We start from the raw sequence: 25342 nt of genomic DNA, 5'->3' as shown, positions 1-25342 counted from the left end.
CTGCAGCGGGCGGCGGTTCAGGCCGCGCCGCCGAAGCGCAGGCCGCCGAACACGACGGGCTTCAGCGGCGTGCCCGGCCGGTAGCGGCGGGTAGGCGTGCTGACGCTGGAATGGAAGCCCCAGTGCCCGGCCTGCCGCAGGAAGAGCCCGAGCTCATGGTGATACTCCTTGTGCCAGCCGACCTGGTAGACCAGGGCGTAGACCAGCAGGCCGCGCGCCTCGGCGGGCTCGTCCGGGTCCGGCAGCAGGGCGCGCGCGGCCGCGAAGCGAGCCGGCTCCCGCGCCTCCAGGATCTCCTCCACCGCTACGCCCTTGACCAGCATGGCGCCGTAATCGGCCCGAAAATCCGCCGGATTGGGATATTCCCGGTAAAAAGCGTTGCCGCGGCTGTAGGTGCGCCAGATGAAATCGGTGTCGCCCGCCTTGAAGGCCGCGAAGCGGGCACGGAAGAGGGCACTCGGGGAGTCGGCGGTGGCGTTCATGGATGGCGTTCGCGTCGGACAGGGAAAACGAAGGAATTTTAACCGCAATCGCGGTGTTTTGCGTTATGCTAGCGCGTGCGACATTCATCGACAGTACGGCCCAGGCGACAGGAGGAACAGAACCATGAGTGACCAGGATACGCTGCGGCATGGCGAGGGCACCACGCATTTCGGCTTTCGCGAAGTGCCCGAGTCGGAGAAGGCCACCCTGGTGGGACAGGTGTTCCAGAGCGTGGCGGGCAAGTACGATCTGATGAACGACCTCATGTCGCTCGGCATCCACCGCCTGTGGAAGCGCTTCACCATCGATCAGGCCCGCGTGCGCCCCGGCTATCAGGTGCTCGACGTGGCCGGCGGTACCGGTGACCTGGGCGCGGCCCTGGCCGAGCGGGTCGGCCCTGGGGGGCGCGTGGTCATCTCCGACATCAATCCGGCCATGCTGGAGGTGGGACGCAACCGGCTGGCGGACAAGGGCATCGTCGGCAACGTGGAGTTCGTGGAAGCCGATGCGGAAAGGCTGCCCTTCCCGGACGACAGCTTCGATGTCGCCACCCTGGCCTTCGGCATCCGCAACATGACCCATCCCGACCAGGCCCTGCACGAGCTGTACCGGGTGCTCAAGCCCGGGGGGCGGGTGTTGATCCTGGAGTTCTCCCACCCCACCTGGCCCGGCGTCGGCCCGGTCTACGACCTGTACTCCTTCCATGTCCTGCCGCGCCTGGGCCAGTGGGTGGCCGGCGACCGCGACAGCTACCAGTACCTGGTGGAATCCATCCGCCGCTTCCCGGACCAGGAAACCTTCAAGGGCATGATGGAGACGGCCGGCTTCGATCTGGTGGAGTACTTCAACCTGTCCGGCGGCATCGTGGCCTTGCACAAGGGGATCAAGATTTAGCCCATTGATCCGTGCCCGGGCCACGGCTGGCCCAATGCTCAGAATGGCCGAAGGAGCGGGCTGCGCCCGCTCAGCCTGGCCGACGGGCCCGACGCTCCCGCCTCTCCCCGCCGCTGTTGCCGAACCTCCCCTCCGTTGCCGAACAAACAGGGCCGTCGCGCGCTCCAAGTCTTTGATGTTTCCATGGCGACATTCCGCTGCGTTCTTGTGCTATTACTTGAATTGAAGGCCCAACACGAGGTACCGACATGGACAAGCTGACCAGACCGATCGACGAGCCCCAAGTGAAGTGCGAGGTGTGCTTGAAGGAAATTCCGCAATCGGAGGCCGTCAATCCGGAGGCGCAGGATTACGTGCTGTTCTTCTGCGGCGTGGACTGCTACAGCCGCTGGAACGAGGAGGCGGCACGACAGAAGGCGGGCGGCAAGCGCTCCTAGCCGCGTCGGCGCCCAAGCGCGGCAAGGAGGGGGGAATGGCTGACTACGATTACCTCATCATCGGCGCGGGCTTGGCCGGCGCCAGCGCGGCGCAGGGCATCCGCGAGCTCGACCGACAGGGCAGCGTGCTGCTGATCGGGGGCGAGCCGGAGCCGCCCTATCACCGGCCGCCGCTGTCCAAAGGCTTGTGGCTCGGGAAAAAGCGCGAAGAGGACATTTACGTCAAAACCGCTCCCGACTGGCAGGCCATGGACGTAGCGCTGCACCTGAACGATGCGGCAGTGGAGCTCGATCCCGGTGGCAGGACGGTGACCACTGCCCAAGGGCGGCGCTTCGGCTTCGGCAAGCTGCTCCTGGCCATGGGCGGGAAGCCCCGCCATCTGCCGGACGCCGTACGGGAGCATGTTTTCACCTTGCAGACCCTGGCCGACTACCGCAAGCTGCGCGCTCTGGCTGCCCAGGGCGGAAACGTGCTCATCATCGGCGGCAGCTTTATCGGTGCCGAGATGGCCTGTGCCCTGGCGCAACAGCCGGGGGTGCGGGTCGATATGCTCTTTCCGGGCCCCGGACCGCTGGCCCAAATGTTGCCGTTGCCCCTGTCCCTGCTCCTGGCCGAACGCTTCCGCGAGCACGGCATCCATCTACGCCCCGAGGATCGGGCCGTGCGGATCGAAGCGACGGACAAAGGCAGCCGCGTGCTGACGGAGCGGGGCCAGGTGCTGGAGGCGGACTGGATCCTGGCGGGCGTGGGCCTGGAGCCGAACACTGCGCTGGCAGGCAACGCCGGCCTGCGGGTGGACGACGGGGTGCGGGTCGACGCCCATCTGCAGAGCAGCCATCCGGGCATTTATGCCGCGGGCGACCTGGCCAACTATCCGGATCCGGTCTGGGGCGATGCGGTGCGCATCGAGCACTGGGACAATGCCGTCGCCACCGGCCGGGCGGCGGGCCGCAACATGGCGGGTGCCGAGACGCCCTTCACGCATCAGAGCATGTTTTTCAGCGACTTGCTGGACATCGGCTTCGAGGCGGTGGGGCGCCTGTCCAGCCGGCTGGAGACCTTCGTCGACATGCCGGCGGACTACCGCCAGGGCACCGCCTATTACCTGCAGGGCGGCCTGGTCCGGGGCGTGCTGCTCTGGAACAATTGGGATCGGGTCGAGGCCGCCCGGGCGCTGATCGCCGCGAAACAACGCCTGGGGCCCAGCGAGCTGCGCGGCCGCCTCCGCTAGGCTGCGCATCGGCGCGGCTGCCCCTGCTGCCATCAAGCGGTCTGCGCTGACCGCTGTCAAATCCGCCTTGCCCGAAAAGCCGACCCGCCCGATCCGCCATGGAGGCGGCGGCGTTTACATGCTGCTGCGGTACCGCTCGTAGAAGTGCAGGACCTTGGGCACGTAGCTGGCGGTCTCCGCATAGGGAGGCACGGCGTAGCCGTAGCGCACCACGGCGTTTTCGCCGGCGTTGTAGGCGGCCACTGCCAAGCGCGTGTCATTGTTGAACATGCGCAGCAGGTCCTTCAGATAGCGGGTGCCGGCCTGGATGTTTTCCCACGGGTCGAAGAGGTTGGTGGCCCCGTAGCGGCGGGCGGTGGCGGGCATGAGCTGCATCAGGCCGGTGGCGCCCTTGCGGGACACGGCATTGGGGTTGTAGCCCGACTCCGCCGTGATGACGGCATGCACCAGCGCCTTGTCGACCATGTAGGTGCGGGCGGCGTCTTCGATCATTTGCTCGAACTGGGCGCGCCGGGCCGCATTGGGGGTACCATAGCCCCGCGCGGGAGCGGCGCCCGCGGCGGGGTTTTGCGGCCGGCTCACGGCGCTGCGCATGTAGAGCTTATAGAGCTTGTTCTGCCGCACGTTGCTGATGTGCAACACGCCATCGGCATCCGTGTAGGTATAGATGTCGGCATGGGCGGTCGTGATCCCCGCGCTGCAGATCAGCATGCTCGTGGCCAGACTGGCGAAGAGAAGTGGTTTCTTATTCATGTTTGACGCGGCGAGTGATCGATCCTGTCAACAGTGAGTGGCTGATAGCCAGCAAGAATCTTGCCAAACAATTACTTAGCGGTTCCCTGATTGCGGGGCGGCGATGTGACAAAAATTGTCACCCTGGCCCGCGATACGGGATTCGGGTGACAATTCTTGTCGGGACGCAGCCCTTGCGGCTCATCCGGCCGGAGCTGCATTTTACATCATTATAGATGAAATCCTACTTGACCACGCGCAGGCCGGGGCGCTTGCCCGGCGTGCTGGGCGTCGTTTCCGGCGCCGGTGGCGAGGGCGGGGTCGCGGGGGCCTCCGGCTCGCCGAAGACCAGCCCCTCCTGGGTCTCCGTGGCGTAAATGGCCACTACCGCCGCAGTCGGGATTTCCAGCTTCATCGGCTTGCCCCCGAAGCGGGCCATGAAGCTGATCCAGTCGTTGCTCATCACCAGTCCGTGGGTCGCGCGCGGGGCGATGTTGAGCGTGATCTTGCCGTCTTTGGCGTAGCCGGCGGGCACCTGGACGCCCGGGTAGTCGGCGGCGACGAGCAGATGGGGGGTGTGATTCTGATCCAGGCACCACTCATAGATGGCGCGGATGAGATAAGGCTTGGCAGTGGATGGCAACATGGCATCTCCTCCGTTCGGGGAAATCATAATCCATTTGCCTGAAATTGCCAGCGTGCGCCGACGCCGGGGCGCGCCGGCCGGCCGCCAAGCCTCGTCCTGACAGACGGCAGGGCTCTCAGCCCTCCACCCCGGACCAGCCTTCCTCCTCCATGGCCTGGCGCAGGCAGCGCAGCGCCCGCACCTGCAGTTGCCGCACGGCTTCGCGGCTGGTGCCGACGCGGCTGGCCACCTCTTCCAGGGTCAAGGGTTCACCGTCGTCCAGACCAAAGCGCAGGGAGATCACCTGCCGCTGCTTGGCACTGAGGGCGTTCATGCAGTGCTTCAGCGCGTTGCGGACCCGGTCTTCGTCCAGGCTGGACTCGGGGGCCTCCATGTCGGCCTCCAGATGGTCGAGAAGGGTATGCTCGGAATTGTCGCTCTGGGGCGCATCCAATGATAAAACCTGAATATCCGACCAGGCATCCAGGGTATCGGCCTTGGCGGCGGGGGCGTCAGCCGTGTCCGGGTGCTCGGCGCGGGCTTGGTTTTTCTGCTTGCGGGCGTGCAGGGACTTGGCCAAGTAGTCCGGCAGCCGGATCAGGCGGGAGCGGATCAGGGAACGCTGCATGCCTTCACGGATCCAGAAGGTGGCGTAGCTGGACAAGCGGGTGCCCATCTCCGGGCAGAAGCGGTCGACCCCGCGAATCAGGCCGATGTTGCCCTCCTGGATCAGGTCGCCCATGGGCAGCCCCTTGTTGCCGTAGCCGCGCGCAATGCCGATGACCAGCGGCAGATGGCTCTCGATGAGCCGCTGACGCGCCTGGGCGTCGCCGGCGCGCAGCCGTGTGACCAGGGCCTTTTCCTCCTCCCAGCTCAAAAAGACCGTGCGCTTGGCGGCCGACAGGTAGGTGTTGGGCACGGGGGTGTCGTCCGTGTCGGGCGCGGCCTCCTGATCGCCGGCGAAGGGCTGGCTCTCCAGATCCAGCGTCGGCACGCCGTGAAAAACTTCAGGGGCGTGATCTGCGTAATTCAAACTTTCCATGAGCATAATCCTGATCAAGTGAAACTCAACAGCCCGGGCGGCTGCGATGTGCTTGTCCGGCCGGGCGGAAGACGCCGGCGGCGCGTGGCCGCCGCGGTGATCATCTCCTTGCCCAATCCTTAAGCAAGTTGCACACCAACTTTGCCGGACGGTGAAAAAGCTGAGAAATGGCGCGGCTTGCGGCCGAGGGGTGACAAACTTTGTCAATCAGGGGAAGACAAAGACCGGAGTCTGGCCATTTGTTGCGCAGCTAAGTGCAGGCAGGAGCGGTGGAAAAACACGCCGACGACGACTCGGGCCAGCGGCGTGTTTTCGACGGGGTACTGGAAGGCGAATCGATCAGAGCATGGCTAACGCCGTGCCGCCCCGGCGGGGCGCAGCTCCGGGGCCAAGTCCACCAGCCACGCGGCGACCGAGCGGATGAGTGCCTCGCTCGCCTGATCCAAGGCCCCGGCGCCGCCCTGGGCATTGGGGCGCGGCGCCGGGGCTTCCTGCTGGAAGATGCGCTGGGCGAGGACCTGGTGATTGCTCAGATCGACCAGGGTGAAGCGGGCGCGGACCACGCCGCTGCTGCTGCGGCTATCCGTGAAGACCTGGCTGAAATCTTCCAGGCTGACCCGCAGCGCATAGTCGGCCCGTGCACCGTCCTCGGGGCTGAGGACGCTGGCGAAGGGACCACGTGCGGCCAGGTAGGCGCGCAGCCGCTGGGTCAGGAGCTCGGAGACCGGCGCCACCCAACTGCTGCTGGCATAGGGCTGCAGGTTCTCGCTGCCCGCGTAGGCGAGCCGATAGTAGATGGCCTGGCTGTCGAACCAGCTGGGGGCTTCGGCCGTGGACACCAGCAGCACCGCCTGCAGCGGCCTGGCGGCGGGCGGAGAGAGCGGCTCTTCGTTGATGCGTCCCAGGGAGTACTCCCGCAGGGCGCCGCCGCCAGCAGGCGGCGTGATCATCGTGCAGGCCTGGAGCAGAAGAAAGGGAAGGAGCAGTGCTAGCAAACGGTGGGCGCGACTCAAGGCTTGGCCTCCTCGGCGGTGGGTGGAGTGAACCCCCGCTCTCCGGGCCCGGGGGCGGCCCGACCCTTGCCGAATACCAGGCTTTGGGGGCGCTGCTGCAGCTGGGTGGCGAGCCGGTCGAAGCTTTCGCTGGTGCGCGTCAGGGAGTTCATCAGCGCATGCAGCTCCGGCAGGGTGGTGCTGCTGATCTCCCGGCTGATCTGTTCGCCGGCCTGTCCCATGGCGGCAACGGAGTCGCCCGCCTTGCCCACGTTTTTGAGCTCCTGCTGGGCGGCCAGGGTCAGCCGGTCGAGATCCTGCACCAGCACGTTGGTGTTGCCGAGCGCGCGTTCGGCGGAGGCGAGCAGCCCCGGCAGGCGTTGCAGCGTGGGCTCCAGCTGCTGCTGCATCTGGACGATCTCCGCAGTGCTGGTCTCCACGTTGGCGAGAATGCGGCTGACGTGGGCCTGGTTTTCCTCGCTGCCCAGCTTGTTCAGCTTGCCCATGAGTTCATTGAGCTGCATCAGCAGCATCTGCCCCGAGCTGCCGACTTCCGCCAGCAAGGATTGGCGCATGGGGATGGTGGCCGGCTCGCGCTCGCTGGTTTGCAGCGGCGGGCTGGGCTGGCCGCTGTCGGCCAGCTCCACATAGGCCAAGCCGGTGACGCCCTGATAGGAGAGTTGGGCGTAGGTGTCGCGCTTGATGGGGGCGCTCTTGTCCACGGCAATGCGAATGACGATCAGGGCGGGATTTTTCGGATCGAAGTCGATGGCCTCCACTTGGCCGATCTGCACACCGCGGTACTTGACCGGCGCCTGCAGATTCAGTCCCGAGACCGTAAAGGGTGTCACGATGTTGTACGTGGCGCGGTCGGTGCCGCGCTGGCCCAGCCATAGGGCTGCCGCGGCCAGGGCCAGGCCGAACAGCAGGAGAAAGAGTCCCGCCATCAAGGCGTGTGCGCGATTTTCCATCGTTCAAGCACCTCCCGGAGACGAGGCGGGCTGCGCCGCAGCGCGCAGCACCCGGTCGCCGCGTTCCCCATGAAAAAAATCCCGGATGAAAGGGTGGGCCAACTGCACCACCTCGGCGAGCGGCGCCACCGCGATGAAGCGCTGGTCGGCCAATACCGCCACCCGGTCGCAGACGGTGGCCAGCGAATCGAGATCGTGGGTGATCATGACCACGGTCAGGCCCAAGCCGTCGCGCACATGGCCGATCAGCTCGTCGAAGGCGTTGGCGGCCACCGGATCCAGGCCCGAGGTGGGCTCGTCCAGGAACAGCAGCTCGGCATCCAAGGCCAGGGCGCGGGCCAGGCCCACCCGCTTGACCATGCCGCCGGACAGTTCGGCCGGCATCTTGAGCGCGTCCGCGGGCCGCAGGCCGACCATCCGCAGCTTGAGCATGACCAGATCGCGGATGCTGGCCTCGTCCAGCGTGCGCAGCTCGCGCAAGGGGAAAGCGATGTTGTCGAAGACGGACAGGGCGCTGAACAGGGCGCCCTGCTGGAACAGGACGCCCCAGCGCTGGCTCAGGCGGCGCTGCTCGGCGGCGCTGAGGCGCTGGATGTCCTCGCCCAGAATGCAGACCCGTCCCCGGCTGGGAGGCTGCAGGCCGATGAGTTCGCGCAATAAGGTGGTCTTGCCGCTGCCGCTGCCGCCGACGATACCCAGGATCTCGCCGCGCTGCACCGCCAGCGTCAGATCCTTGTGCACCACCTGGTTGCCGAACTGCGTCCACAGGCCCTGAACCTCGATAGCCGGCCGACCCATGGTTCAGAGCCCCACGTCCGAGAGCAGGAAGGCGATGAGCGCATCGATCAGGATCACCAGGGTGACGGACATGACCACCGAGTTGGTGGTCTCGCGGCTCAGGCTTTCCGTATTGGGCTTGGTCTTCAGGCCGTAGAAGCTGGCCACCAGCGCGATGATGGCGCCGAAGAGCACGCCCTTGCCGATGCCGATCCAGAAGTTGACCTGGGGGACGACCTGGGGCAGGCGGGCGAGGAAGACGGGGTAGCCGATGCCCAGCTGGTACTTGGCGATGATCATGCCGCCCAGGATGGCGATGGCGTCGGCCCACAGCACCAGCAGCGGCAGGGCCAGCGCCAAAGCCACCACCTTGGGCAGAATCAGGCGCAGGGTGGGCGAGACGCCGAAGGTCTCCAAGGCATCGATCTCCTGGGTCACGCGCATGACGCCGAGTTGGGCGGTGAAGGCCGATCCCGAGCGCCCCGCCAGGATGACGGCGGCCATGAGCGGGCCCAGCTCCCGCAGGATGCTGAGACCCAGCAAGTTGACGATGTAGATGTTGGCGCCGTAGGCGGCCAGGGTCAGGGCTGACTGGTAGCTGACCACGACGCCGATGGAAAAGCCCACCAAGCCGATGATGCCCAGTGCCTGGGGGCCGCTCTTGTAGAGGGTGGCCGAGGTTTCCCGCCAAGGCATGAGGCCGGGCCGGCGCAGCACGTGCAGCAGGTCCAGCAGGAAATAGCCCAACAGGGCCAGGGCATCGACGCCCTGGCGGCCGATGCGCATGGCCGTGCGGCCCACGGCCTCCAGCGGCAAGCGCCAGTTCAGCGGCTGCGAGGCGGGGGGCGGCAGGGCCGGCAGTGCCTCCAGACGCTCGAAGATGGCCCGCTGCTCGGAGGACAGCTCGGTCCGGGAAGGCAGCCGGGCGCCCCAGGCCCGCCACAGGAGCAGAGCGCCGGCCGTGTCCAGGGCGTCCACCGCGCGCAGGTCCCAGTCCAGGCGATTCTGGCCGGCCAGCCGGCCCAGCTCGCTGCGCAACTGCTGCATGTGCCGGCCGATGCCCTGCAGGTTCCAGGCGCCGTGCAGCAGCAGGCGTGCCGCGCCGGGACTGGGGCTGTCCTGGATCATCTGCCAGCCGGGCGGGCGCGGGTGGGTTGGATTGGCCTCAGCGTTCATGAGCGCATGCTAACATGCCGAATTTGATTTTGTCCTTGGCCGCGCGGCGGAGATCTTTTCCGCCGACGGTCAGCCTAATGCAAGTATAGGCGTTATTCCAGACGGCCATCCCCCACTTGGAGCGACCTCATGCGTAAATCCCTGTTCGTGCTCAGCCTCGCCCTCCTGTCCCTGCTCAGCGCCTGCGCCACCCTGTCCGGCTTGGAAGAGCCCCGGGTCAGCCTGGCGACCCTGAATCTGCAAAACGTGAATCTGCTGTCTCAGGAGTTTCGGCTCGGCCTGCGGGTGGACAATCCGAACAACTTCGGCGTGCGCGTGGACGGCGCCGAGGTGGAGGTGAAGGTCAACGGCCAGACCCTGGCCCGCGGGCTGAGCAACCAGCGCGTCGACGTGCCCCGCTACGGCAGCGCCATCGTGGACGTTAACGCCAGCACCAGCATGTTCGGCCTGGCGCGGCAGGCGCTCAGCTTGGCCGCAGGCCAGCGCATCCCCTATGAAGTGAACGGCTATTTGCGCCTGTCGCGCGGTTTCGGCGTGCGCATCCCGTTTCAGCAGAAGGGCGAACTGGACTGGGGCACCCTGACGGGCGCCGGCGCGGCGCCGGCCGCCCGCTGAGGCGGAGCACGGGAACACAAAGCACGTTTCGGGCCACTAATACCTGTGTACCTATCCTGCGCAGGAGGTGGCAATGGACGTTTCGGCCCATGACGCGTTCATTCTGGTGGACATGCAAGTGGACTTCTGCCCGGGTGGAGCGCTACCGGTCAGGGACGGCGATCGGGTGATCCCGGTGCTGAACCGCTGGCTCAAGCCCTTCACCGATGCGCGCCGTCCCGTCTTCGCCTCGCGCGATTGGCATCCGCCCCATCACGTCTCCTTCCGCGAGCGCGGCGGCCCTTGGCCGCCCCATTGCGTGCAGCACACGCCGGGCGCCGCCTTCCATCCGGACCTAGCGATTCCCGAGGGTACGGTAATCATCAGCAAGGGCAGCGATCCCGAGCGCGACGCCTATTCCGCCTTCGACGGCACCGACCTGACCCGACGCTTGCTGGCCCTGGACATCCGCCGGCTGACGGTGGGCGGGCTGGCGCAGGACTACTGCGTGCACGCCACCGTGCTGGAGGCGCTGGCGGAAGGCTTTGCCGTGCGCCTGCTGCAGGAGGGCACCCGGCCGGTGGAGGTGCAGCCGGGCGACGGCGAGCGGGCCCTGGCCGAGATGCGCGAGGCGGGCGCGGAGATCGTGACGGGAGAGCAGCCTTGAGCCCCGCCGCCCGCTGGCCCGATGCCCCCATCGCGGCAGATGAGCTGATCCTGGTCACCGACCTCTACCAGCTCACCATGCTGCAAACCTATTTCGAGCATGGACGCCAGGAGAATACGGTCTTCGAGTTCTTCTTCCGCGATCTGCCGCCGAGCCGCAACTTCCTGGTCTTCGCCGGGCTCGGCACCGTATTGAACCACCTGGAGCGCCTGCGCTTCGGGCCGCGCGCCCTGGCGCTGCTCGAAGGCACGGGGCGCTTCAAGCCCGCCTTCCTCGAATACCTGGCCGACTGGCGCTTTGCCGGCGAGATCTGGGCAGTCCCGGAGGGCACGCCGGTCTTCGCCCACGAGCCCGTGCTCCAGGTGAGCGCGCCGCTGCCGCAGGCGCAGCTCATCGAGACCCTGCTGATCAACCAGCTCCACTTCCAGACCCTGATCGCCAGCAAGGCCGCCCGCGTGGTGCTGGCGGCGCGCGGGCGCACGGTGGTGGATTTCGGCCTGCGCCGCGCCCACGGCCTGGATGCCGGCATGAAGGCGGCGCGCGCCGCCTTCATCGCCGGAGCGCAGAGCACGTCCAACGTGCTGGCCGGCCTGCGCTACGGCATCCCGATCAGCGGCACCATGGCGCACAGCGCGGTGCAGGCCTTCGGCGACGATCTGGCGACCTTCCGCGCCTTTGCCGCCACCGATCCGCAGACCGTGTGCCTGGTGGATACTTTCGATACCCTGGCCGGCGTGGAAGCCGTGATCCGGCTCAAGACGGAACTGGGCGCGGATTTCCGGGTGCGCGGCATCCGCATCGATTCGGGCGACATCGCCGAGCTGGCCCGGGCGGCGCGCGCCAAGTTGGATGCCGCCGGCCTCGAAGCGGTGGAGATCTTCGCCAGCGGCGGCATGGACGAGTACGAGATCGAACGGATCCTGGCGGCGGCTGCGCCGGTGGACGGCTTCGGCGTCGGCACCAACATGGATGTCTCCCTGGACGCGCCGACGGTGGATTGCGCCTACAAGCTGGTGGAGTATGGCGGCCAGGGGCGCATCAAGCTGTCCGCCGGTAAACGCAGCGTGCCTGGGCGCAAGCAGGTATTTCGCGTCGCGGATGCGGCGGGGGGGATTGCCGGCGATACGGTGGCGGCGCTGGGAGAGACGTTGCCGGGCCAGCCGCTGCTGCGGCCGGTGATGCGGGACGGCCGGGTTCTGCCCGATGCGGCACCGGCACTGCCCGAGTTGCAGGCCCACTGTCGCGCCGCCGTGGCCGCGCTGCCGCCGGCATTGCGCGCGCTCGATCCGGCGGCCGCGTATCCCGTGCAGTTGTCGGCGCAGCTGCTGGCGCGCCTGGAAGAGACGAGCGCGCGCATCCGCGGCCGCCTCCGAGGCTGACGCGTCGGCGGGGCTAGAGACCGATGCCCACGCCGACGCCGAAATGCACGGGCGGGTAGCGGTAGGTGCTCGCGGTGGGCCACAGGTGGATCTGCTGGATCTGCACCACCGGATAGGGATAGCTCGCTTCGCCCACCTGCGCCTGGCGCACACCGCTCACCTGGCCGTAGATCGTGATCTGGCGGTTGGGGGCGTAGTCCGCCGTTTCCAGATAGCCCGCCTGCAGGGCGATGAAGCGCCCCTGCGCCGCCTGGTCCGTGTCGGGCCGGCCACGGCTGTCCAGGGGATAGGCCAGTACGGTCAGCTCGGTGCCGTTGTTCAGGTTGCGGCTGCTGATGATCTGTCCGCCCCAGAGCACCTCGCGGCCCTGCAAGGCGCCCGGCGTGGAGACCACCTGGGCCGGGGTGACGCTGCGGTCCACCCGCTCCAGCACGCCCTTGCCGAAAGGTGTGGTGGTGGCGCAGCCTGCCAGGACGCCCAGGGCCAGGCTCAGGGCAGCGGCACGGATACCGATGGATCTTGTGTTCTTCATGGCATTCACCAGTAGTAGGGCCAGCGGCGATAGGGCCACGGCGACCAGAACGGGTCGTAGAAGGGATCATAGTAGTAGCCGGGGACATATTCGACCCGCTTCGGCCACAGATAGATCTGCTCCGCCCGCACGCGCGGGAAGCGGTAATCGTAGTCGCCGATCTTGCGCACCACGGGTGCCTCCAGCACGCCGGTGACGGTCATTTCCCGATCCTTGGCGTAGACGGCCGGATCGTGGAAGCCGGGCGCGCAGGCGATGAAGCGGCCGAGACTGCGATCCGTTTCCTCGGGCCGCGCGGTGCTGTCCAAAGGCCGGCTCACGATTTCGAAGCAGGTATCGCTCTGGCCGGGGGTCGTGCTGACGATGCTGCCGCCCCAGCGCACCCGTTGGCCGCTCAGATTCTGGTTCTGCGCCGCCTGGGGGGTGATGTCGGCAAAGGGGCCGGTCGCCAAGGGGGCCGGCGTGGTGGCACAGGCACTCAGCAGCAGGGCGAGCGCAACGATCAGAAACCCTTTTTCCATGGTGGCCTCACTGCGGTCAGGCTTGCGTGCCTGCGGCATACAATATTTAGACCAGCTTCAAAGGCCGGTGTTCAGCCCTGCATATCGGCCGCTGGGCGGACCGGCCGGCCTGGGCACCGGTGCTTTCGCCCGCTTTATGGTATAGTTTCGTGCTATTTCCGTTCCGGCGTTTTCCCGCTCGCGTGGCGGGGCAGCCGGAATACCCGAGGATGTCGAACCCCAGCAGGCCCCGGGCCTTTGGAAGCGAAGCATGGACAATCTGAACTACGCCAGACTGGCCGTCATCGACGACAATTACATCCGCCGCGTGGAAACCCTGGTCATGGGCTACGCGGATCCTACGGTCATGCCCCATTACGCCGACGACTGGGATGACGCGGAGAAGCTGATCGCGCGCCTGGCCGAGCTGGGCGTGGGCGTGCGCCTGGAATTCGTCAGCGCGGAAAACGGGAGCATGTTCCGAGCCTACCTGGACTGGCAGGAGCCCGTCAGCCACGAGTGGCAGACGGTGGAGATCGAGGAGGAGAGCGCTCCCCGGGCAGTCACCCGCGCCGCCCTGCTCTGGTACTACACCCAGGAGCTCGCCTCGGCCAACGCCGCGCCGCCGGATACCTGGGCCTACTTCGAGGTCGTGGAGCGGGTCGGCCTGACCCGCGACCTCCTGGTCCGCTCCCTGGAGGAGCACCCGGTCCTGCAGCAGGAGCCCGAGCTGGCCGCGCTGTTCCTGGAGATTCAGGAAAAGCTCGGCGTGCTCTTCGAACAGGCCAACCAAGCCATGGAAAGGCAGTTCGAGAGCAGCGGCCGCCCGGCGCGGGGCGCGATGCACTAGCCGGTGCGAAGTGCGGGGCCTGCTCTGGATGGTGGAGCCGCGCATCTTGCCACAACCCCGGCATGCAGCTAATTTCCCCGCTATCCTTTCGGAAAGGTAGCAGACACGCTGGACAGATGGGCTCCATTGTCCAGTTCCCCTAGACCCGCGCAGTCAACGTACTGCCAAGCATGGTAAATCGGCTTCCATGGCGCACATTCACATTCTCGGCATTTGCGGCACCTTCATGGGCGGCATCGCGGTGCTGGCCCAGCAGGCCGGGCATCGGGTAACCGGCTCGGACGCCAACGTCTACCCGCCCATGAGCACCTTCCTGGAAAGCCAGGGCATCGCGCTCATGGAAGGCTACCGTCCGGAGAACCTGGAGCCGCGCCCGGACCTGGTGGTGGTGGGCAATGCCATTTCCCGCGGCAATGCCGAGATCGAGGCGGTGCTGAACCTGGGCCTGCCCTACGTCTCCGGGCCCGAGTGGCTGGCGCGCCATTACCTGGTCGGCAAATGGGTGCTGGCGGTGGCCGGCACCCACGGCAAGACCAGCACCTCCAGCATGCTCGCCTGGGTGCTGGAGGATGCCGGGCTGAACCCCGGCTTTCTCATCGGCGGCCTGCCCGAAAACTTCGGCGTGTCGGCCCGCAACACCGACAGCCCCTTCTTCGTGGTGGAGGCGGACGAGTACGACACCGCCTTTTTCGACAAGCGCGCCAAGTTCGTCCATTACCGGCCGCGTACCGCCATTCTCAACAACCTGGAATACGACCACGCCGACATCTACCCCGACCTGGCCGCCATCCAGACCCAGTTCCACCACCTGGTGCGCACGGTGCCGGGCAACGGCCTGATCGTCGCCAACGGCGCCGATCCGCATCTGGCCGAGGTGCTGGCGCGTGGCTGCTGGACGCCGGTGGAGCACTTCGGGCAGGGCAAGTGGACGGCGGAGCTGCTGGCCGCCGACGGCAGCCGCTTCCGCGTCCTGGAGGACGGCCGGGCCGTGGCCGAGGTGCATTGGGAGCTGCTCGGCACTCACAACGTCCACAACGCCCTGGCGGTGATCGCCGCCGCCCGCCATGCCGACGTGCCGGTGGCCGCCAGCGCCCAGGCCCTGGGCCGCTTCAGGAACGTCAAGCGGCGCCTGGAGCTGCGTGGTGAGGTGAACGGCGTGCGCGTCTACGACGACTTCGCCCACCACCCGACCGCCATCGTCACCACCCTGGCCGGGCTGCGCGCCCGGGTGGGCGAGGCGCGCATCATCGCCGTGCTGGAGCCGCGCTCCAATACCATGCGCCTCGGCGTGCACAAGGACAGCCTGGGCCCCTCCCTGCGTGGCGCGGACGCGGCCTTCGTCTACGCGCCGGCGGATCTGGGCTGGGATGCGACCGGCAGCCTCGCCGGCCAGGCCCGCGTCCATGCCGATCTGGACGGCCTGCAGGCGGCGCTTTTGGCCGAGCTGCGGCCCGGCGACCATGTGCTGATCATGAGCAACGGCGGCTTCGGCGGCCTGCACGAGCGCCTGCTCGCCGCCTTGCGGGCCCGGGAGCCATGAGCGGCGCGCCCATCAGCCTCGCCATCACCGGCGCCTCCGGCGCCCCCTATGCCCTGCGCCTGCTGGAACTGCTGCTCCAGGCCGGGCGGCCGGTCTATCTCATGCTCTCCGAGGCCGGGCGCCTGGTGGTCAAGGAGGAGGTGGGCCTGGAGCTGCCCCAGGCGCCCGCCGCCCTGGCCCAGATCTTGGGCGAACGCTTCGGGGCGGCGCCAGGCCAGTTGCGCGCCTTCGCCAAGGACGACTGGTTCGCCCCGGTCGCCTCCGGCTCCAGCGCCCCCGAGGCCATGGTCATCTGTCCCTGCTCCGGCGGCACCCTCGCCGCCGTCGCCCACGGCCTCAGCAACAATCTCATCGAGCGCGCCGCCGACGTGGTCATCAAGGAGCAGCGCAAGCTCATCCTGGTGCCGCGCGAAGCGCCGGTCTCGGCCATCCACCTGGAAAACATGCTGAAGCTGGCGCGCCTGGGGGCGGTGGTGCTGCCGGCCAGCCCGGGGTTTTACTACAGCCCGCGGAGCGTGGAGGACTTGGTGGACTTCGTGGTGGCGCGGATATTGGATCAATTGGGCGTGGAGAGCGGCATTGGCAGGCGTTGGGGGGAGGCTTAGCAGCCAGCTTGGCCTCGCCCGCTCAGCCGAAGCGGCAACAGCTGTCCGCTCACTCTCTTCCAGTCTCCCCTAGCGGAGTCCCGGCCATCCATCCCCGCAACTCCCGAAACAGCTGCCGCCTGGGGGCCGGATCGGGCGGCGTGCGGCGATCGGCCTCGCGGGCGCGGACGAGCAGGGCTTCCAGCTGGGCCCGGTCGGTCTGCGGGTAGCGGTCGCACCAAGCCTCCACGGCGGGGGCGCCCTCGTCGAGCAGGCGGTCGCGCCAGCGCTCCAGGGCGTGGAAGGCGGCGGTGGCCTGGCGCTCGCCCTGACGCTGCTGCGCCAGGGCCTGGGCGATGGCGTCGAAGTGCTGGTCCTCCATTTCGCGCATCAGGCGCCCCACGTACTTGAGCTGACGCTTGTGGGCGCCGCGCTCGGGGAAGCGATCCAGGTCGCGCAGGGCTTTTTGCAGGTCTTCGGGCAACGGCAGACCGGCGCGCCGGGCCGGGGGAAGCTGGGCCAGCGCCTCGCCCAGGGCCTCGCGCGCCCTGGCGTCCCGCTTGCGCTGGCTGCGGCTGACGGAAAATTCCGCGGCGTCGGCTTCGTGGTCGTCGTGCGCCATGGCAGACCCGCTTCCGCTAATGCGCCGTGCCGACTTCGATGGCGGCGATGGCCTGGGCGGGGGTGGCCTCGCCCTCGATCACTTGGCGCAGGCCGGGCAGATAATGGTTCACCGTTTCCACGCCGACGATCACCAGCGGCCGCACCATTTCCGGGCTCAGTTCGCAATTGACCAACTCCAGGCTGTTCTTGAAGTTGATCTCGCCGTCCTGCATGTCCATCTCGAAATTGCCCAAAGGCAGGCCATAGTTGGCGCGCGTCAGGTATTCGGCCACGTGGCGCATCTGGTCGGGCGGCACCTCCAGCCCCTTGGGACGCACGTAGACCAGCAGCCGGCCGGTGTCTTCGTGGGCATGAATGTAGATGTCCACCTCGCCATTGGGCAGCTGCAGTCCGCTGGTGATCACAGGGACTTTTTCCAGCTTGTTCGCTTCCCAACCCATGCTTTCGAAAAATCGGGCAACGGGATCGATCAGATTCATGGCACGCTTCTCCTTGTCAATGTTGTCCCGAATCAGCGCCAACGCGTGCGCTTGTGGCGGGCCAAGGCCGCCTGGATGCGTCCATTATCGCACATTTGCGGCGCAGCGACGTCACGCGCCCCGGTTGTGCAGCGCCGCGGCCAGGCGCACGAAGTCGGCGACAGCCAGCGTCTCGGCCCGCGCGCCCGGGTCCACGCCGCAGGCACGGATGGCCTCGGGATCGAGCAGCCCTTTCAGGGTGTTGGCCAGGGTCTTGCGGCGCTGGGCGAAGGCCGCCGCCACCAGGCGGGCGAAGCCGGCACGCCGCTCGGGCGGCACGAGGGGCTGGGTCAAGGGCAGCAGGCGGACGACCGCGGAGTCCACCTTGGGCGGCGGGTTGAAGGCGCCGGGCGGGACGTGAAACAGCGGGGCGACTTGGCAGTAGGCCTGCACCATGACCGACAGGCGGCCGTAGTCCTTGCCGCCGGGCGCGGCCGCCAGGCGGTCCACCACTTCTTTTTGCAGCATGAAGTGCATGTCCGCGATCTGCGGCCCGGCCTCCAGCAGATGGAAGATCAGCGGCGTGGAGATGTTGTAGGGCAGGTTGCCGACCACGCGCAGGGGGCGCCCCAATTGCCGTGCCAGGTCGGCAAAATCGAAGCGCAGGGCGTCGCCCTGATGGATGAGCAATTGCGCCGGCCCCTGGGCGGCCAGGGTCTCCAGGCCGGAGATCAGATCGCGGTCCAGCTCGACCACGTGCAGCGCGCGCAAATGCGGCAGCAGGGCGCGGGTCAGGGCGCCGAGGCCCGGGCCGATCTCGACCATGGGATCGTCGGCACGCGGGGCGATGGCTTCGACCAGGGCCTGAATGACCGTCCGGCTGGTGAGGAAATGCTGGCCGAAGCGCTTGCGCGGACGATGGCCGTTCACGGCAGCAGGCCTTGCAAGCGCCGGCTGCGCACCATCTCGATGGCCGTTTCCACGGCGGCGGCCAGGCTGCTGGACTCCGCCCGGCCGGTGGCCGCCAACTCCAGGGCGGTGCCGTGGTCCACGCTGGTGCGGATGATGGGCAGGCCGAGGGTGATGTTCACCGCCTCGCCGAAGGCATGGTACTTCAGCACGGGCAGGCCCTGGTCATGGTACATGGCCAGCACCGCGTCCGCTTCCTCCAGGAAGCGCGGGGTGAAGAGCGTGTCCGCGGGCAGCGGGCCCTTGAGGCGCAGCCCTTCGCGCCGCAGCGCCTGCAAGGCGGGCTCGATGACCTCGATCTCCTCGCGGCCCAGGTGGCCGCCCTCGCCGGCATGGGGGTTGAGGCCGGCCACCAGGATGCGCGGATCGAGGATGCCGAAATCCTGGCGCAGGGCGCGATGCAGGATGCGCAGGGTCTGCTGCAGGTCCTCGCGGTTCAGGGCCGCCGCCACCCGGGACAGGGGCAGATGGGTGGTGGCGAGCGCCACCCGCAGGCCGCGGCCAGCCAGCAGCATCACCACGCGCTCCACGCCGGTGCGCTCGGCCAGGTATTCGGTGTGGCCGGTGAAGGACACGCCGGCGTCGTTGATGACGCCCTTGTGCACCGGCGCGGTGACGATGGCGTCCACCAGCCCCGCCTGGGCCAGGTGCACGGCGCGGTCCAGGGTTTGCAGGACCGCGGGACTGTTGGCCGGATTGAGCTGGCCGGGACGGCAGGGCGCGGCCAGCGGGGTGTGCAGCACGAATAGCTGGCCGGGCTGGTGCGCGCCCAGCGGCGTCTCGCCGTCCCAGGGACGCAGCACCATGGGCCAGCCCAGGCGCGCGGCGCGTACCCGCAGGCAGTCCAGGTCGCCGATGGCCACCAGCGCCGCGGGCACCGGGCGGCGCGCCAGCTCCAGACAGATGTCCGGCCCGATGCCGGCCGGCTCGCCCACGGTCAGCGCCAAGCGCGCCACGTGCATTCCCTCATTCCCCACGCTTGTCCACCACCTGCAGGATCTCCACGAACTCGGCCATGTCGCCCTTGCCCGGCTGCTTGGGCGGCAGGGCCAGCACCCGCGCCTCGATGCGCCGTTGGGCGAGATCCAGCACGAGCCGGTCGCCGGGCTTGACCGCATCCCCTGCTTTGGCCGGCCGGCCGTTCAGCTGCGCGCAACCGGCATCGCAGACCTCCTTGGCCAGGGTCCGGCGCTTGATCAGGCGCGTGGCCTTGAGGAAGAGGTCCAGGCGCACGGGGATCAGCGCCCCTGCAGCGTGGGATCCATGATCTTGACGTAGGCCTCCTCGCGCAGCTCCCGCAGCCATTGCTCCATGCGCTCCTGGCTCTTGCGGTTGAAGATCTGGTTGCGGGCGGCCTGCTTGATGTCCTTGTCGGAGATCTCCTTCTCCCGCACTTCCAGCGCCTGGATCAGGTGCAGGCCGAAGGCGCTGCGCACCGGTCCGCTGATCTCGCCGGGCTTCAGGGCGAAAAGGGCGCTCTCGAACTCGGGCACCATCTGGCCTGGCGCGACCCAGCCGAGATCGCCGCCCTTGGCGGCGGAGCCGGGGTCCTGGCTGTATTCCCGGGCCAGGGTGGCGAAGTCCTTGCCGGCGCGCAGCTGCCGCTCGATGGAGGCGATCTCCTGCTGCGCCTGCGCCAGTTGCGCCGGCGTGCGCGCCTGGATCAGGATGTGCCGGGCGTGGATCTCGGGCACGGTCGGCTGGCCGGCCTTCTTGTCCAGCAGCTTGAAAATGTGAAAGCCGCCGCTGCTGCGCAGCACCGGACTGATCTGCCCCACCTGCATGGCATCGAGGGCTTTGACGAAGTCCGGCGGCAGTTCGCCGGCGCGCTTGACGCCCATGCGGCCGCCCTGCAGGGCGTTCTGGCCGTCGCTCTCGGTGATGGCGGTCTGGTCGAAGTCGGCGCCCTGCAGCAGCCGGGCGCGAATCGCCTCGGCCCGGGCCTGCTTTTCCGCCACCTGGGCCGGGCTGGCATTTTCCGGGATGATCACCAGGATGTGCTGCAGGTCGTAGGTGTTGCCCCACTGCTGGCCGGCCTGCTTGACGAAGGTGTTCTCCTCGTCGGCGCTGACCGTCACCCGCCCCTCCACTTCCCGACGGGCCAGGCGCGACAGTATGATCTGATCCTTCAGCTCCTGGCGGAACTGGGCGAAGGACTTGCCCTGCTGCTCCAGGGCGCCGCGCAGTTGCTCGACGCTCAGGTTGTTCTGCCGGGCGATGTTTTCCACCGCCTGATCCACGGCGCCCTCGTCGACGCGGATGCCGGTGCGCTCGGCCAGCTGCAGCTGGATGCGCTCCAGGATCATGCGGTCGAGCACCTGCCGGCGCAACACGTCCATGGGCAGCTGCTGGCCGGGGTTCTGGGCCCTGAGGCGATCGGCGATGATGGCCACCCGGTCCTCCAGCTCGGTGTCGGTGATGATGTCCTTGTTCACCACCGCGACCACGCGATCCAGGGGCCGTGCGCTGGCGGCCGAGGCAGACGGCGTGGGCGCGGCGGCCGGGACAGCCGCGGCGGCCGCCGGTGCCGGCCCATCGGCGGGGGCGATGCGCGTGTTCCGGTCCACGAAGGGTTCCGCCGCCTGAGCGGCGCCAGCCAGGCTGGCACCGAGTCCCAGAGACAGGCACAGGGTCCGCAACAGGCGATTTCTTGACAGCAGTGGCATGCTTCAATACTCCATTTGGGCGCCGGGGATCAGCTGGCGCAGGGTGGCGGTGGGCTGATTGCCCACGCTGGTCAACCCGCGCAAGAGAATCTGGAAATAGATGGCGTTGTTGCGCTCGCCGCCGAGGCGCAGCAGCTCGTAGACCATGAGCCGCGTCGCCCAGCAGCCGCCATCATAGCCCAGCCCCACCAGGTGCTCCAAGGGGCTGCTTTCGCGCAGGTTGTAGCGGTAGCTGCCGGTGGCCTGCCAGCGTCCGCCCAGCGGCCATTGCCCCGACACGGCCACCTGGTCGATGAAATCGCGGGTATAGCGGTAGCTCAGGTTGAGCACGCGGCCGACGCCGGGCTGATACTGGGCACCCAGGTTGAAGCGCTCCAGGCGCCGGTCGTCGGGATTGAGCTGAGCGTCGGTGAAGAGGCGCACGTCCTGGCGCGGCTGCCAGCGCAAGAGGGCGAAGTAGTCGGACTGGCGCCGGCCCTCCACCACCCGGCCGCTGAGATCCACCTGCCGATCGTCGAAGCTGCGGATCTGCCCCACGGAGGCCCGGAACAGCTCGCGGCCGTTGCCGGCGGAGAGCAGGCTGCTGCTCAGGCCCAGCGTCACGCGGTTGGCGCCGTTGATGCGATCGGAGCCGGCGAAGAGATTGTCCTCGAAGAGCACCGGATAGGTCAGCTGGCGCACGTCCGTGTCGAAAAGCGGAATGTCGCTCTGATCCTCGGTGGGAATGTACAGGTAGCGGAAATGGGGCTCCAGGGTCTGGGTCATGCCGCTGCCCAGCCGGCGCTCGAAGAAGAGTCCGCCGCTCAGGCCCAGGGACGGCAGGGTGCGGGTCGGATTCTCGGTCTGCCCCGGCTCGGTGCGCTGCAGCTGGTAGCGGGTGAAGTAGGTGCCGACCTCCGGCTCCAGATAGCCGTAGGAGCGCTCCAGGCGCCAGCCCAGGCGCGGCACCAGGTGCAGGCGTTGGCCGAGGACGCCGCGTTCGCGGGTGAAATAGTTGAAGTCGCCGAGGATCCGGCTGTAGAAGCCGCCCCCCAGCGGCCAGCGGCCGTTCACATAGGCGTTGGGCAGTTGCTGATAGGGGCTGTCGCTGACCTGGGCGAGCTCCTGGTAGCCCTTGAGGGCGACCCCCGCCTGCAGGTGATCGCCGGTGTAATTGAGCTGGGCGCGGGAGTTCAGGTAGGGCAGATTGCCGTAGCCCAGGCCCGCGCCGAAGTCGGACAGGTAATTGCGGTAGCTGACGTAGCGCAGATCCAGCTCGCTGCTGATGTTGGGACTGTAGCGCTTGTACTGGCGCAGATCGCCGGCGTAGACGGTGGAACCGGTCAGCCGGTCGCCGGGCAGCACCTCCAGGTGCGCCTCGCCGCGCGAGGTTTGTCCCAGGTAGCGGAACTCGTTTTGCAGTTGCAGGCCGCGCTCGCTCAGATAGCGCGGCGTGATGGTGGCATCCCGGTTCGGCGCGATGTTCCAGTAATAGGGCGCCGACAGGGTGAAGCCGTTGATTTGCGAGTTGCCGAAGCTGGGCGCCAGAAAGCCGGAGGCACGATCCGCCGTGGGAAAGCTCAGGTAGGGCAGGTACATCACCGGTACCGAGAAGAGATCCAGATGCCCGCCGCGCACCGTGATCTTTTCCTTGTTCTGGTCTACCTTGATGCTACGGGCCTTGATGCGCCAAGCCGGGCGCGGGCCGGGGCAGCTGCTGTAATCGCCCCGGGTGAGCACGTATTGGTTCGGGCCCACCTGTTCCGCCTTTTCCGCCTGGCCCTGGCCCTGGCGCTCGGGAAACTGGTAGCGGGGCGACAGGATGATGCCGCGGTCCTGGTCGATCCAGACCCGCGCCTCCGGCGCCTCGGTCACGATCCCGGGCGCCACCAGCTTGACGTTGCCGCGCGCCACCACCTCGTTCTGGTTGCGGTCGTAGTCCACGCGGTCGGCATAGAGGGTGCGGTTCTGGTACTGCACCTCCACGTTGCCCTCGGCGGTCCAGTGGGCCGGGTCCTCGCCGATGACCTTGTCGGCGTAGAGAACGACCTCCTCCTCGGCGTACACTTGGGTTACGATGGCGCTGAGCAAGAGGGCGAGCAGGCGGGAGGGCACGGGCATGGCAGGTCATGTCGTCTGATCAGGGTCGCGTTAAAATCGCATAATCGTCAGGATCGCGCAAACCTGCGCGCGAAGGAGCAAGACAGAGTGACAGTTTCACATACCGCCGCCGGTGCGGCGCATTCACCCGCCCCGGCGCAGGGCCAGCGGCAGGCCGCCCTGCAGCGCTGGCTGGCCGGCCTCGGCCTGGATCCGGCCCGGCTGCGGGCCATTCCCGGCGACGCCAGCCTGCGCCACTACTGGCGCCTGGAAGCGCCGGCGCGCATCATCATGGACGCGCCGCCGGCGGTGGAGGACACCCTGCCCTTCCTGCGCATGGCCTGGCGCCTGCGCCAGCTGGGCCTGCGCGCGCCGCGCATCCTGGCGGCGGACACGGCGCAGGGCTTTTTGCTGCTGGAGGATCTGGGCAGCCTGGACCTCAAGGGCGCCTTGGACCAGGGCGCGGACGCGGCGGCCTGGTACCAGGCCGCCATCCGCGCCATCGTGCGCATGCAGGCGGGCGGGCGCCGCTATGCGGCCCACCCGCCGCTGCCGCCCTTTGACGTCGAGCGCCTGCGCATGGAGCTGGACCTCTTTCCCGACTGGTACCTGCAGCGGCACCTGGGCCTGGCGCTCGACGCCAGCGAGCGCGCCCTGCTGGAGAACACCTTCGCCAAGCTCATCCGCAACGCCCTGGAGCAGCCCCAGGTCTGGGTGCATCGCGACTACCACGCGCGCAACCTCATGTGCCTGGATGACGGCGACGTGGGCATCCTCGACTTCCAGGACGCCGTGCTCGGCCCGCTGAGCTACGATCTCGTCTCCCTGCTCCTGGACCGCTATTGGGACTGGCCCGCCGACTGGCTCGACGCCCGCATCCAGGACTACCTCGACCTGGCGCGCAAGGCCGGCCTGCCGGTGGGCGACGATGCCCGCTTCCGGCTGCAGCTGCAGCGCATGGGCCTGCAGCGCAATTTGAAGATTGTCGGCATCTTCGCCCGCCTCAACTATCGCGACGGCAAGGCCGCCTATCTGGACATGATTCCGCGCTTCTGGGGTTACGTGCGCACGGCCGCGGCGACGGACCCGGACTTCGCCGCCTTCAGCGACTGGCTGGCCCGCCTGCCGGCGCCCGGGGAGGGCAAATCGTGATGCGCGCCATGATCCTGGCCGCCGGCCGCGGCGAGCGCATGCGACCGCTCACCGATCACACTCCCAAGCCGCTGCTGGCCGCCGGGCCGGAGCCCCTGATCGGCCACCATCTGCGCCGGCTGGCGCAGGCGGGCTTCACGGAGGTGGTCATCAACCTGGCCCACCTGGGCGAGCAGATCGCCGCCGCCCTCGGCGACGGCGTCCGCTACGGCCTGCGCCTCCGGTACAGCCGCGAGCCGGAAGGCGCCCTGGAGACCGCCGGCGGCATCCGCCAGGCCCTGCCCCTGCTGGGCGCGGAGCCCTTCCTGCTGATCAACGGCGACATTTACACCGACTATCCGCTGGCTGCCCTGCGCCGGCCATTGCCGGGCCTGGCCCACTTGGTGCTGGTGCCCAATCCGGGGCACCATCCGCGCGGCGACTTCGCCCTCGGCACGGACGGCCGGCTGGCGCTGGAGGGCGAGCGCCTCACCTACGCCGGCATCGGCGTCTACTCGCCGCGGCTTTTCGAGAGGCTGCCTGAAGGCCGGCGTCCACTGGCGCCCCTGCTCCTGGAGGCCATCGCCGCCGGCCAGGTCAGCGGCGAGCGCTTCGACGGCCTGTGGATCGACGTGGGCACGCCGGAGCGCCTGGAGCAGGCCCGCGTCCATGCACAAGGGAGACAGCATGTTTGACCCCGAGGAGGTACGCAACGCCGTCAACGTCCCTGCCGAGTGGCAGGCCCGCCTGCATGCGCACTGGCTGCACCTGCAGGATCTCAGCGTCTGGGGCGAGCTCAAAAGCAGCCAGATCGGCCTGGTGCCCAAGCTGCGCAAGCGCGTGCTGGATCTCGGCGAGAAGCTGCGCTCCGTCTGCAACGATCGCAGCTGGATCCCCCACCCCCGCGAGCAGATCAAAAACGCCCTCGGCTCCAGCCTGAATCTGCTGGACGCCCTCACCAAGCTGGAGGAAACGGCCCAGGGTCTGGAAGGCGGCGCCGACCTGGCCGCCTTCCGGGAGGCCCTGCAGGCCGTGCGGCATGAGATCGACCAGACCCTCGGCCCGCGCGACCGGTTCCTGGCGGAGCTGCTGGACAGGCAGTATCAGGAAAGCGACGAGAATTGAGTGATGAGGCGCGGGCGCGATGCCAGCGCTGCCGCTGGACGCGCGGGCTCGTGGGAGGGTAGGAGCGGGTTGGCTCGCGATCACCGGAGCCAGCCGGCGGACTATCGCGGGCAAGCCCGCTCCTACGGCTGGCGACAGCGCGGCCCAGGGTAATGCCTGGGCGCCCGCCCTATCCCCCTCACCCTGCCTTCTCCCCCAGGGAGAGGGTGTTCCGGGCGAATGCGGGGCCGTGCCAAGCCTGGCGGACCGGCATCCCAGGCTTGCCCGCGATGGCTCGCTGGTC

The 25342-nt window shown here is 68.2% G+C and carries 29 protein-coding genes; 12 read left to right on the top strand and 17 right to left on the bottom strand.

What is annotated here, in order from left to right; genetic code table 11:
* Positions 1–17 precede the first annotated feature (17 nt).
* Positions 18–482 carry a YchJ family metal-binding protein gene (locus tag G579_RS0102925; protein WP_028988989.1) on the bottom strand — a complete coding sequence of 155 codons (465 nt, stop codon included), beginning with the start codon at positions 480–482 and terminating at the stop codon, positions 18–20.
* A gap of 124 nt (positions 483–606) precedes the next feature.
* Here G579_RS0102925 and ubiE point away from each other — a divergent pair, with 124 nt between their 5' ends.
* The 3 genes from ubiE to G579_RS0102910 all read left to right on the top strand — a co-directional run bounded on the left by ubiE (position 607) and on the right by G579_RS0102910 (position 3046).
* The gene (gene ubiE / locus G579_RS0102920) at positions 607–1377 is read left to right on the top strand and encodes a bifunctional demethylmenaquinone methyltransferase/2-methoxy-6-polyprenyl-1,4-benzoquinol methylase UbiE (RefSeq protein WP_028988988.1); all 771 of its coding nucleotides are present in this window, start codon (positions 607–609) and stop codon (positions 1375–1377) included.
* Positions 1378–1625: 248 nt separating this feature from the next.
* Entirely contained in the window at positions 1626–1814 is a 189-nt protein-coding gene (locus G579_RS0102915) for a DUF3330 domain-containing protein (RefSeq protein WP_028988987.1), read from the top strand.
* Positions 1815–1849: 35 nt separating this feature from the next.
* A complete protein-coding gene (locus G579_RS0102910) occupies positions 1850–3046 on the top strand; it encodes an NAD(P)/FAD-dependent oxidoreductase (RefSeq protein ID WP_028988986.1) in 1197 nt (398 codons plus the stop codon).
* A 114-nt stretch (positions 3047–3160) separates the two neighbouring features.
* Here the strand turns inward: G579_RS0102910 and G579_RS0102905 are convergent, their stop codons facing one another.
* From G579_RS0102905 to G579_RS0102875, 7 genes are all read right to left on the bottom strand, one after another.
* Entirely contained in the window at positions 3161–3799 is a 639-nt protein-coding gene (locus G579_RS0102905; RefSeq protein WP_028988985.1) for a transglycosylase SLT domain-containing protein, read from the bottom strand.
* Positions 3800–4022: 223 nt separating this feature from the next.
* Positions 4023–4424 (bottom strand): ClpXP protease specificity-enhancing factor, encoded by a 402-nt coding sequence (locus G579_RS0102900; RefSeq protein ID WP_028988984.1) that lies wholly within the window; start codon positions 4422–4424, stop codon positions 4023–4025.
* 115 nt (positions 4425–4539) lie between these two features.
* A complete protein-coding gene (locus tag G579_RS0102895; RefSeq protein ID WP_051180768.1) occupies positions 4540–5445 on the bottom strand; it encodes a sigma-70 family RNA polymerase sigma factor in 906 nt (301 codons plus the stop codon).
* A 350-nt stretch (positions 5446–5795) separates the two neighbouring features.
* On the bottom strand, positions 5796–6395 hold the full coding sequence (locus G579_RS15515; protein WP_051180767.1) for an ABC-type transport auxiliary lipoprotein family protein: 600 nt from the start codon (positions 6393–6395) through the stop codon (positions 5796–5798).
* A gap of 59 nt (positions 6396–6454) precedes the next feature.
* On the bottom strand, positions 6455–7408 hold the full coding sequence (locus tag G579_RS0102885) for an MlaD family protein (protein ID WP_028988982.1): 954 nt from the start codon (positions 7406–7408) through the stop codon (positions 6455–6457).
* Positions 7409–7411: 3 nt separating this feature from the next.
* Positions 7412–8206, bottom strand: coding sequence for an ABC transporter ATP-binding protein (locus tag G579_RS15510; RefSeq protein ID WP_038017825.1), 795 nt, complete (start codon positions 8204–8206; stop codon positions 7412–7414).
* Between the two features lie 3 nt (positions 8207–8209).
* Positions 8210–9361, bottom strand: a complete 1152-nt coding sequence (locus tag G579_RS0102875) for an MlaE family ABC transporter permease (RefSeq protein WP_028988981.1) — start codon at positions 9359–9361, stop codon at positions 8210–8212.
* A gap of 129 nt (positions 9362–9490) precedes the next feature.
* On the opposite strand from G579_RS0102875, the gene G579_RS15505 reads away from it, so the two are divergent.
* From G579_RS15505 to G579_RS15500, 3 genes are all read left to right on the top strand, one after another.
* Positions 9491–9976: an LEA type 2 family protein gene (locus G579_RS15505; RefSeq protein ID WP_038017823.1), complete on the top strand. Its 486-nt coding sequence runs from the start codon at positions 9491–9493 to the stop codon at positions 9974–9976.
* 73 nt (positions 9977–10049) lie between these two features.
* Positions 10050–10622 (top strand): nicotinamidase, encoded by a 573-nt coding sequence (locus G579_RS0102865; RefSeq protein ID WP_028988980.1) that lies wholly within the window; start codon positions 10050–10052, stop codon positions 10620–10622.
* Positions 10619–12001 carry a nicotinate phosphoribosyltransferase gene (locus tag G579_RS15500; protein ID WP_051180766.1) on the top strand — a complete coding sequence of 461 codons (1383 nt, stop codon included), beginning with the start codon at positions 10619–10621 and terminating at the stop codon, positions 11999–12001. Before G579_RS0102865 ends, G579_RS15500 begins: the two co-directional genes overlap by 4 nt.
* A 13-nt stretch (positions 12002–12014) precedes the next feature.
* Here the strand turns inward: G579_RS15500 and G579_RS0102855 are convergent, their stop codons facing one another.
* Together G579_RS0102855 and G579_RS0102850 are read right to left on the bottom strand one after the other, a co-directional pair.
* Complete coding sequence (locus G579_RS0102855; RefSeq protein ID WP_051180765.1) at positions 12015–12533, bottom strand: Slp family lipoprotein; 519 nt, start codon at positions 12531–12533, stop codon at positions 12015–12017.
* A gap of 5 nt (positions 12534–12538) precedes the next feature.
* Entirely contained in the window at positions 12539–13054 is a 516-nt protein-coding gene (locus G579_RS0102850; protein ID WP_028988978.1) for a Slp family lipoprotein, read from the bottom strand.
* A gap of 250 nt (positions 13055–13304) precedes the next feature.
* Here G579_RS0102850 and G579_RS0102845 point away from each other — a divergent pair, with 250 nt between their 5' ends.
* The 3 genes from G579_RS0102845 (at position 13305) to G579_RS0102835 (ending at position 16028) form a co-directional block, all read left to right on the top strand.
* Positions 13305–13883, top strand: a complete 579-nt coding sequence (locus G579_RS0102845) for a hypothetical protein (RefSeq protein ID WP_028988977.1) — start codon at positions 13305–13307, stop codon at positions 13881–13883.
* A gap of 187 nt (positions 13884–14070) precedes the next feature.
* On the top strand, positions 14071–15423 hold the full coding sequence (mpl, locus tag G579_RS0102840) for a UDP-N-acetylmuramate:L-alanyl-gamma-D-glutamyl-meso-diaminopimelate ligase (protein WP_028988976.1): 1353 nt from the start codon (positions 14071–14073) through the stop codon (positions 15421–15423).
* Positions 15420–16028 carry a flavin prenyltransferase UbiX gene (locus G579_RS0102835; RefSeq protein ID WP_028988975.1) on the top strand — a complete coding sequence of 203 codons (609 nt, stop codon included), beginning with the start codon at positions 15420–15422 and terminating at the stop codon, positions 16026–16028. The genes mpl and G579_RS0102835 overlap by 4 nt, the downstream gene beginning before the upstream one ends.
* Before the next feature lie 49 nt (positions 16029–16077).
* On the opposite strand, the gene yjgA is transcribed toward G579_RS0102835, so the two are convergent.
* The 7 genes from yjgA to G579_RS0102800 form a co-directional block, all read right to left on the bottom strand.
* The gene (gene yjgA, locus G579_RS15495; RefSeq protein WP_051180764.1) at positions 16078–16629 is read right to left on the bottom strand and encodes a ribosome biogenesis factor YjgA; all 552 of its coding nucleotides are present in this window, start codon (positions 16627–16629) and stop codon (positions 16078–16080) included.
* 16 nt (positions 16630–16645) lie between these two features.
* Positions 16646–17110, bottom strand: a complete 465-nt coding sequence (locus tag G579_RS0102825; protein WP_028988974.1) for a YbjN domain-containing protein — start codon at positions 17108–17110, stop codon at positions 16646–16648.
* Between the two features lie 111 nt (positions 17111–17221).
* Positions 17222–18019 (bottom strand): 16S rRNA (adenine(1518)-N(6)/adenine(1519)-N(6))-dimethyltransferase RsmA, encoded by a 798-nt coding sequence (gene rsmA / locus G579_RS0102820; RefSeq protein WP_028988973.1) that lies wholly within the window; start codon positions 18017–18019, stop codon positions 17222–17224.
* The gene (gene pdxA, locus G579_RS0102815) at positions 18016–19020 is read right to left on the bottom strand and encodes a 4-hydroxythreonine-4-phosphate dehydrogenase PdxA (RefSeq protein WP_028988972.1); all 1005 of its coding nucleotides are present in this window, start codon (positions 19018–19020) and stop codon (positions 18016–18018) included. Before pdxA ends, rsmA begins: the two co-directional genes overlap by 4 nt.
* 4 nt (positions 19021–19024) lie before the next feature.
* The gene (locus G579_RS0102810) at positions 19025–19291 is read right to left on the bottom strand and encodes an RNA-binding S4 domain-containing protein (RefSeq protein WP_028988971.1); all 267 of its coding nucleotides are present in this window, start codon (positions 19289–19291) and stop codon (positions 19025–19027) included.
* Positions 19292–19296: 5 nt separating this feature from the next.
* Positions 19297–20724 (bottom strand): peptidylprolyl isomerase, encoded by a 1428-nt coding sequence (locus G579_RS0102805; protein WP_081662544.1) that lies wholly within the window; start codon positions 20722–20724, stop codon positions 19297–19299.
* Positions 20725–20727: 3 nt separating this feature from the next.
* Positions 20728–22824 carry an LPS-assembly protein LptD gene (locus tag G579_RS0102800; protein ID WP_028988969.1) on the bottom strand — a complete coding sequence of 699 codons (2097 nt, stop codon included), beginning with the start codon at positions 22822–22824 and terminating at the stop codon, positions 20728–20730.
* 87 nt (positions 22825–22911) lie between these two features.
* Between G579_RS0102800 and G579_RS15490 the strand changes: the two genes are divergently transcribed.
* The 3 genes from G579_RS15490 to G579_RS0102785 are packed head-to-tail and all read left to right on the top strand — an operon-like array spanning position 22912 to position 25059.
* Entirely contained in the window at positions 22912–23955 is a 1044-nt protein-coding gene (locus G579_RS15490; protein WP_051180762.1) for an aminoglycoside phosphotransferase family protein, read from the top strand.
* Positions 23955–24629 carry an N-acetylmuramate alpha-1-phosphate uridylyltransferase MurU gene (gene murU / locus G579_RS15485; RefSeq protein WP_051180761.1) on the top strand — a complete coding sequence of 225 codons (675 nt, stop codon included), beginning with the start codon at positions 23955–23957 and terminating at the stop codon, positions 24627–24629. Before G579_RS15490 ends, murU begins: the two co-directional genes overlap by 1 nt.
* On the top strand, positions 24622–25059 hold the full coding sequence (locus tag G579_RS0102785) for a hypothetical protein (RefSeq protein ID WP_038017819.1): 438 nt from the start codon (positions 24622–24624) through the stop codon (positions 25057–25059). The genes murU and G579_RS0102785 overlap by 8 nt, the downstream gene beginning before the upstream one ends.
* Positions 25060–25342: the final 283 nt, after the last annotated feature.

This window comes from Thermithiobacillus tepidarius DSM 3134 (assembly GCF_000423825.1).
Classification (GTDB): Bacteria; Pseudomonadota; Gammaproteobacteria; order Acidithiobacillales; family Thermithiobacillaceae; genus Thermithiobacillus; species Thermithiobacillus tepidarius.
Note: the sequence above shows the minus strand (reverse complement) of the source record. Positions and strands in the feature narration are given on the sequence as shown.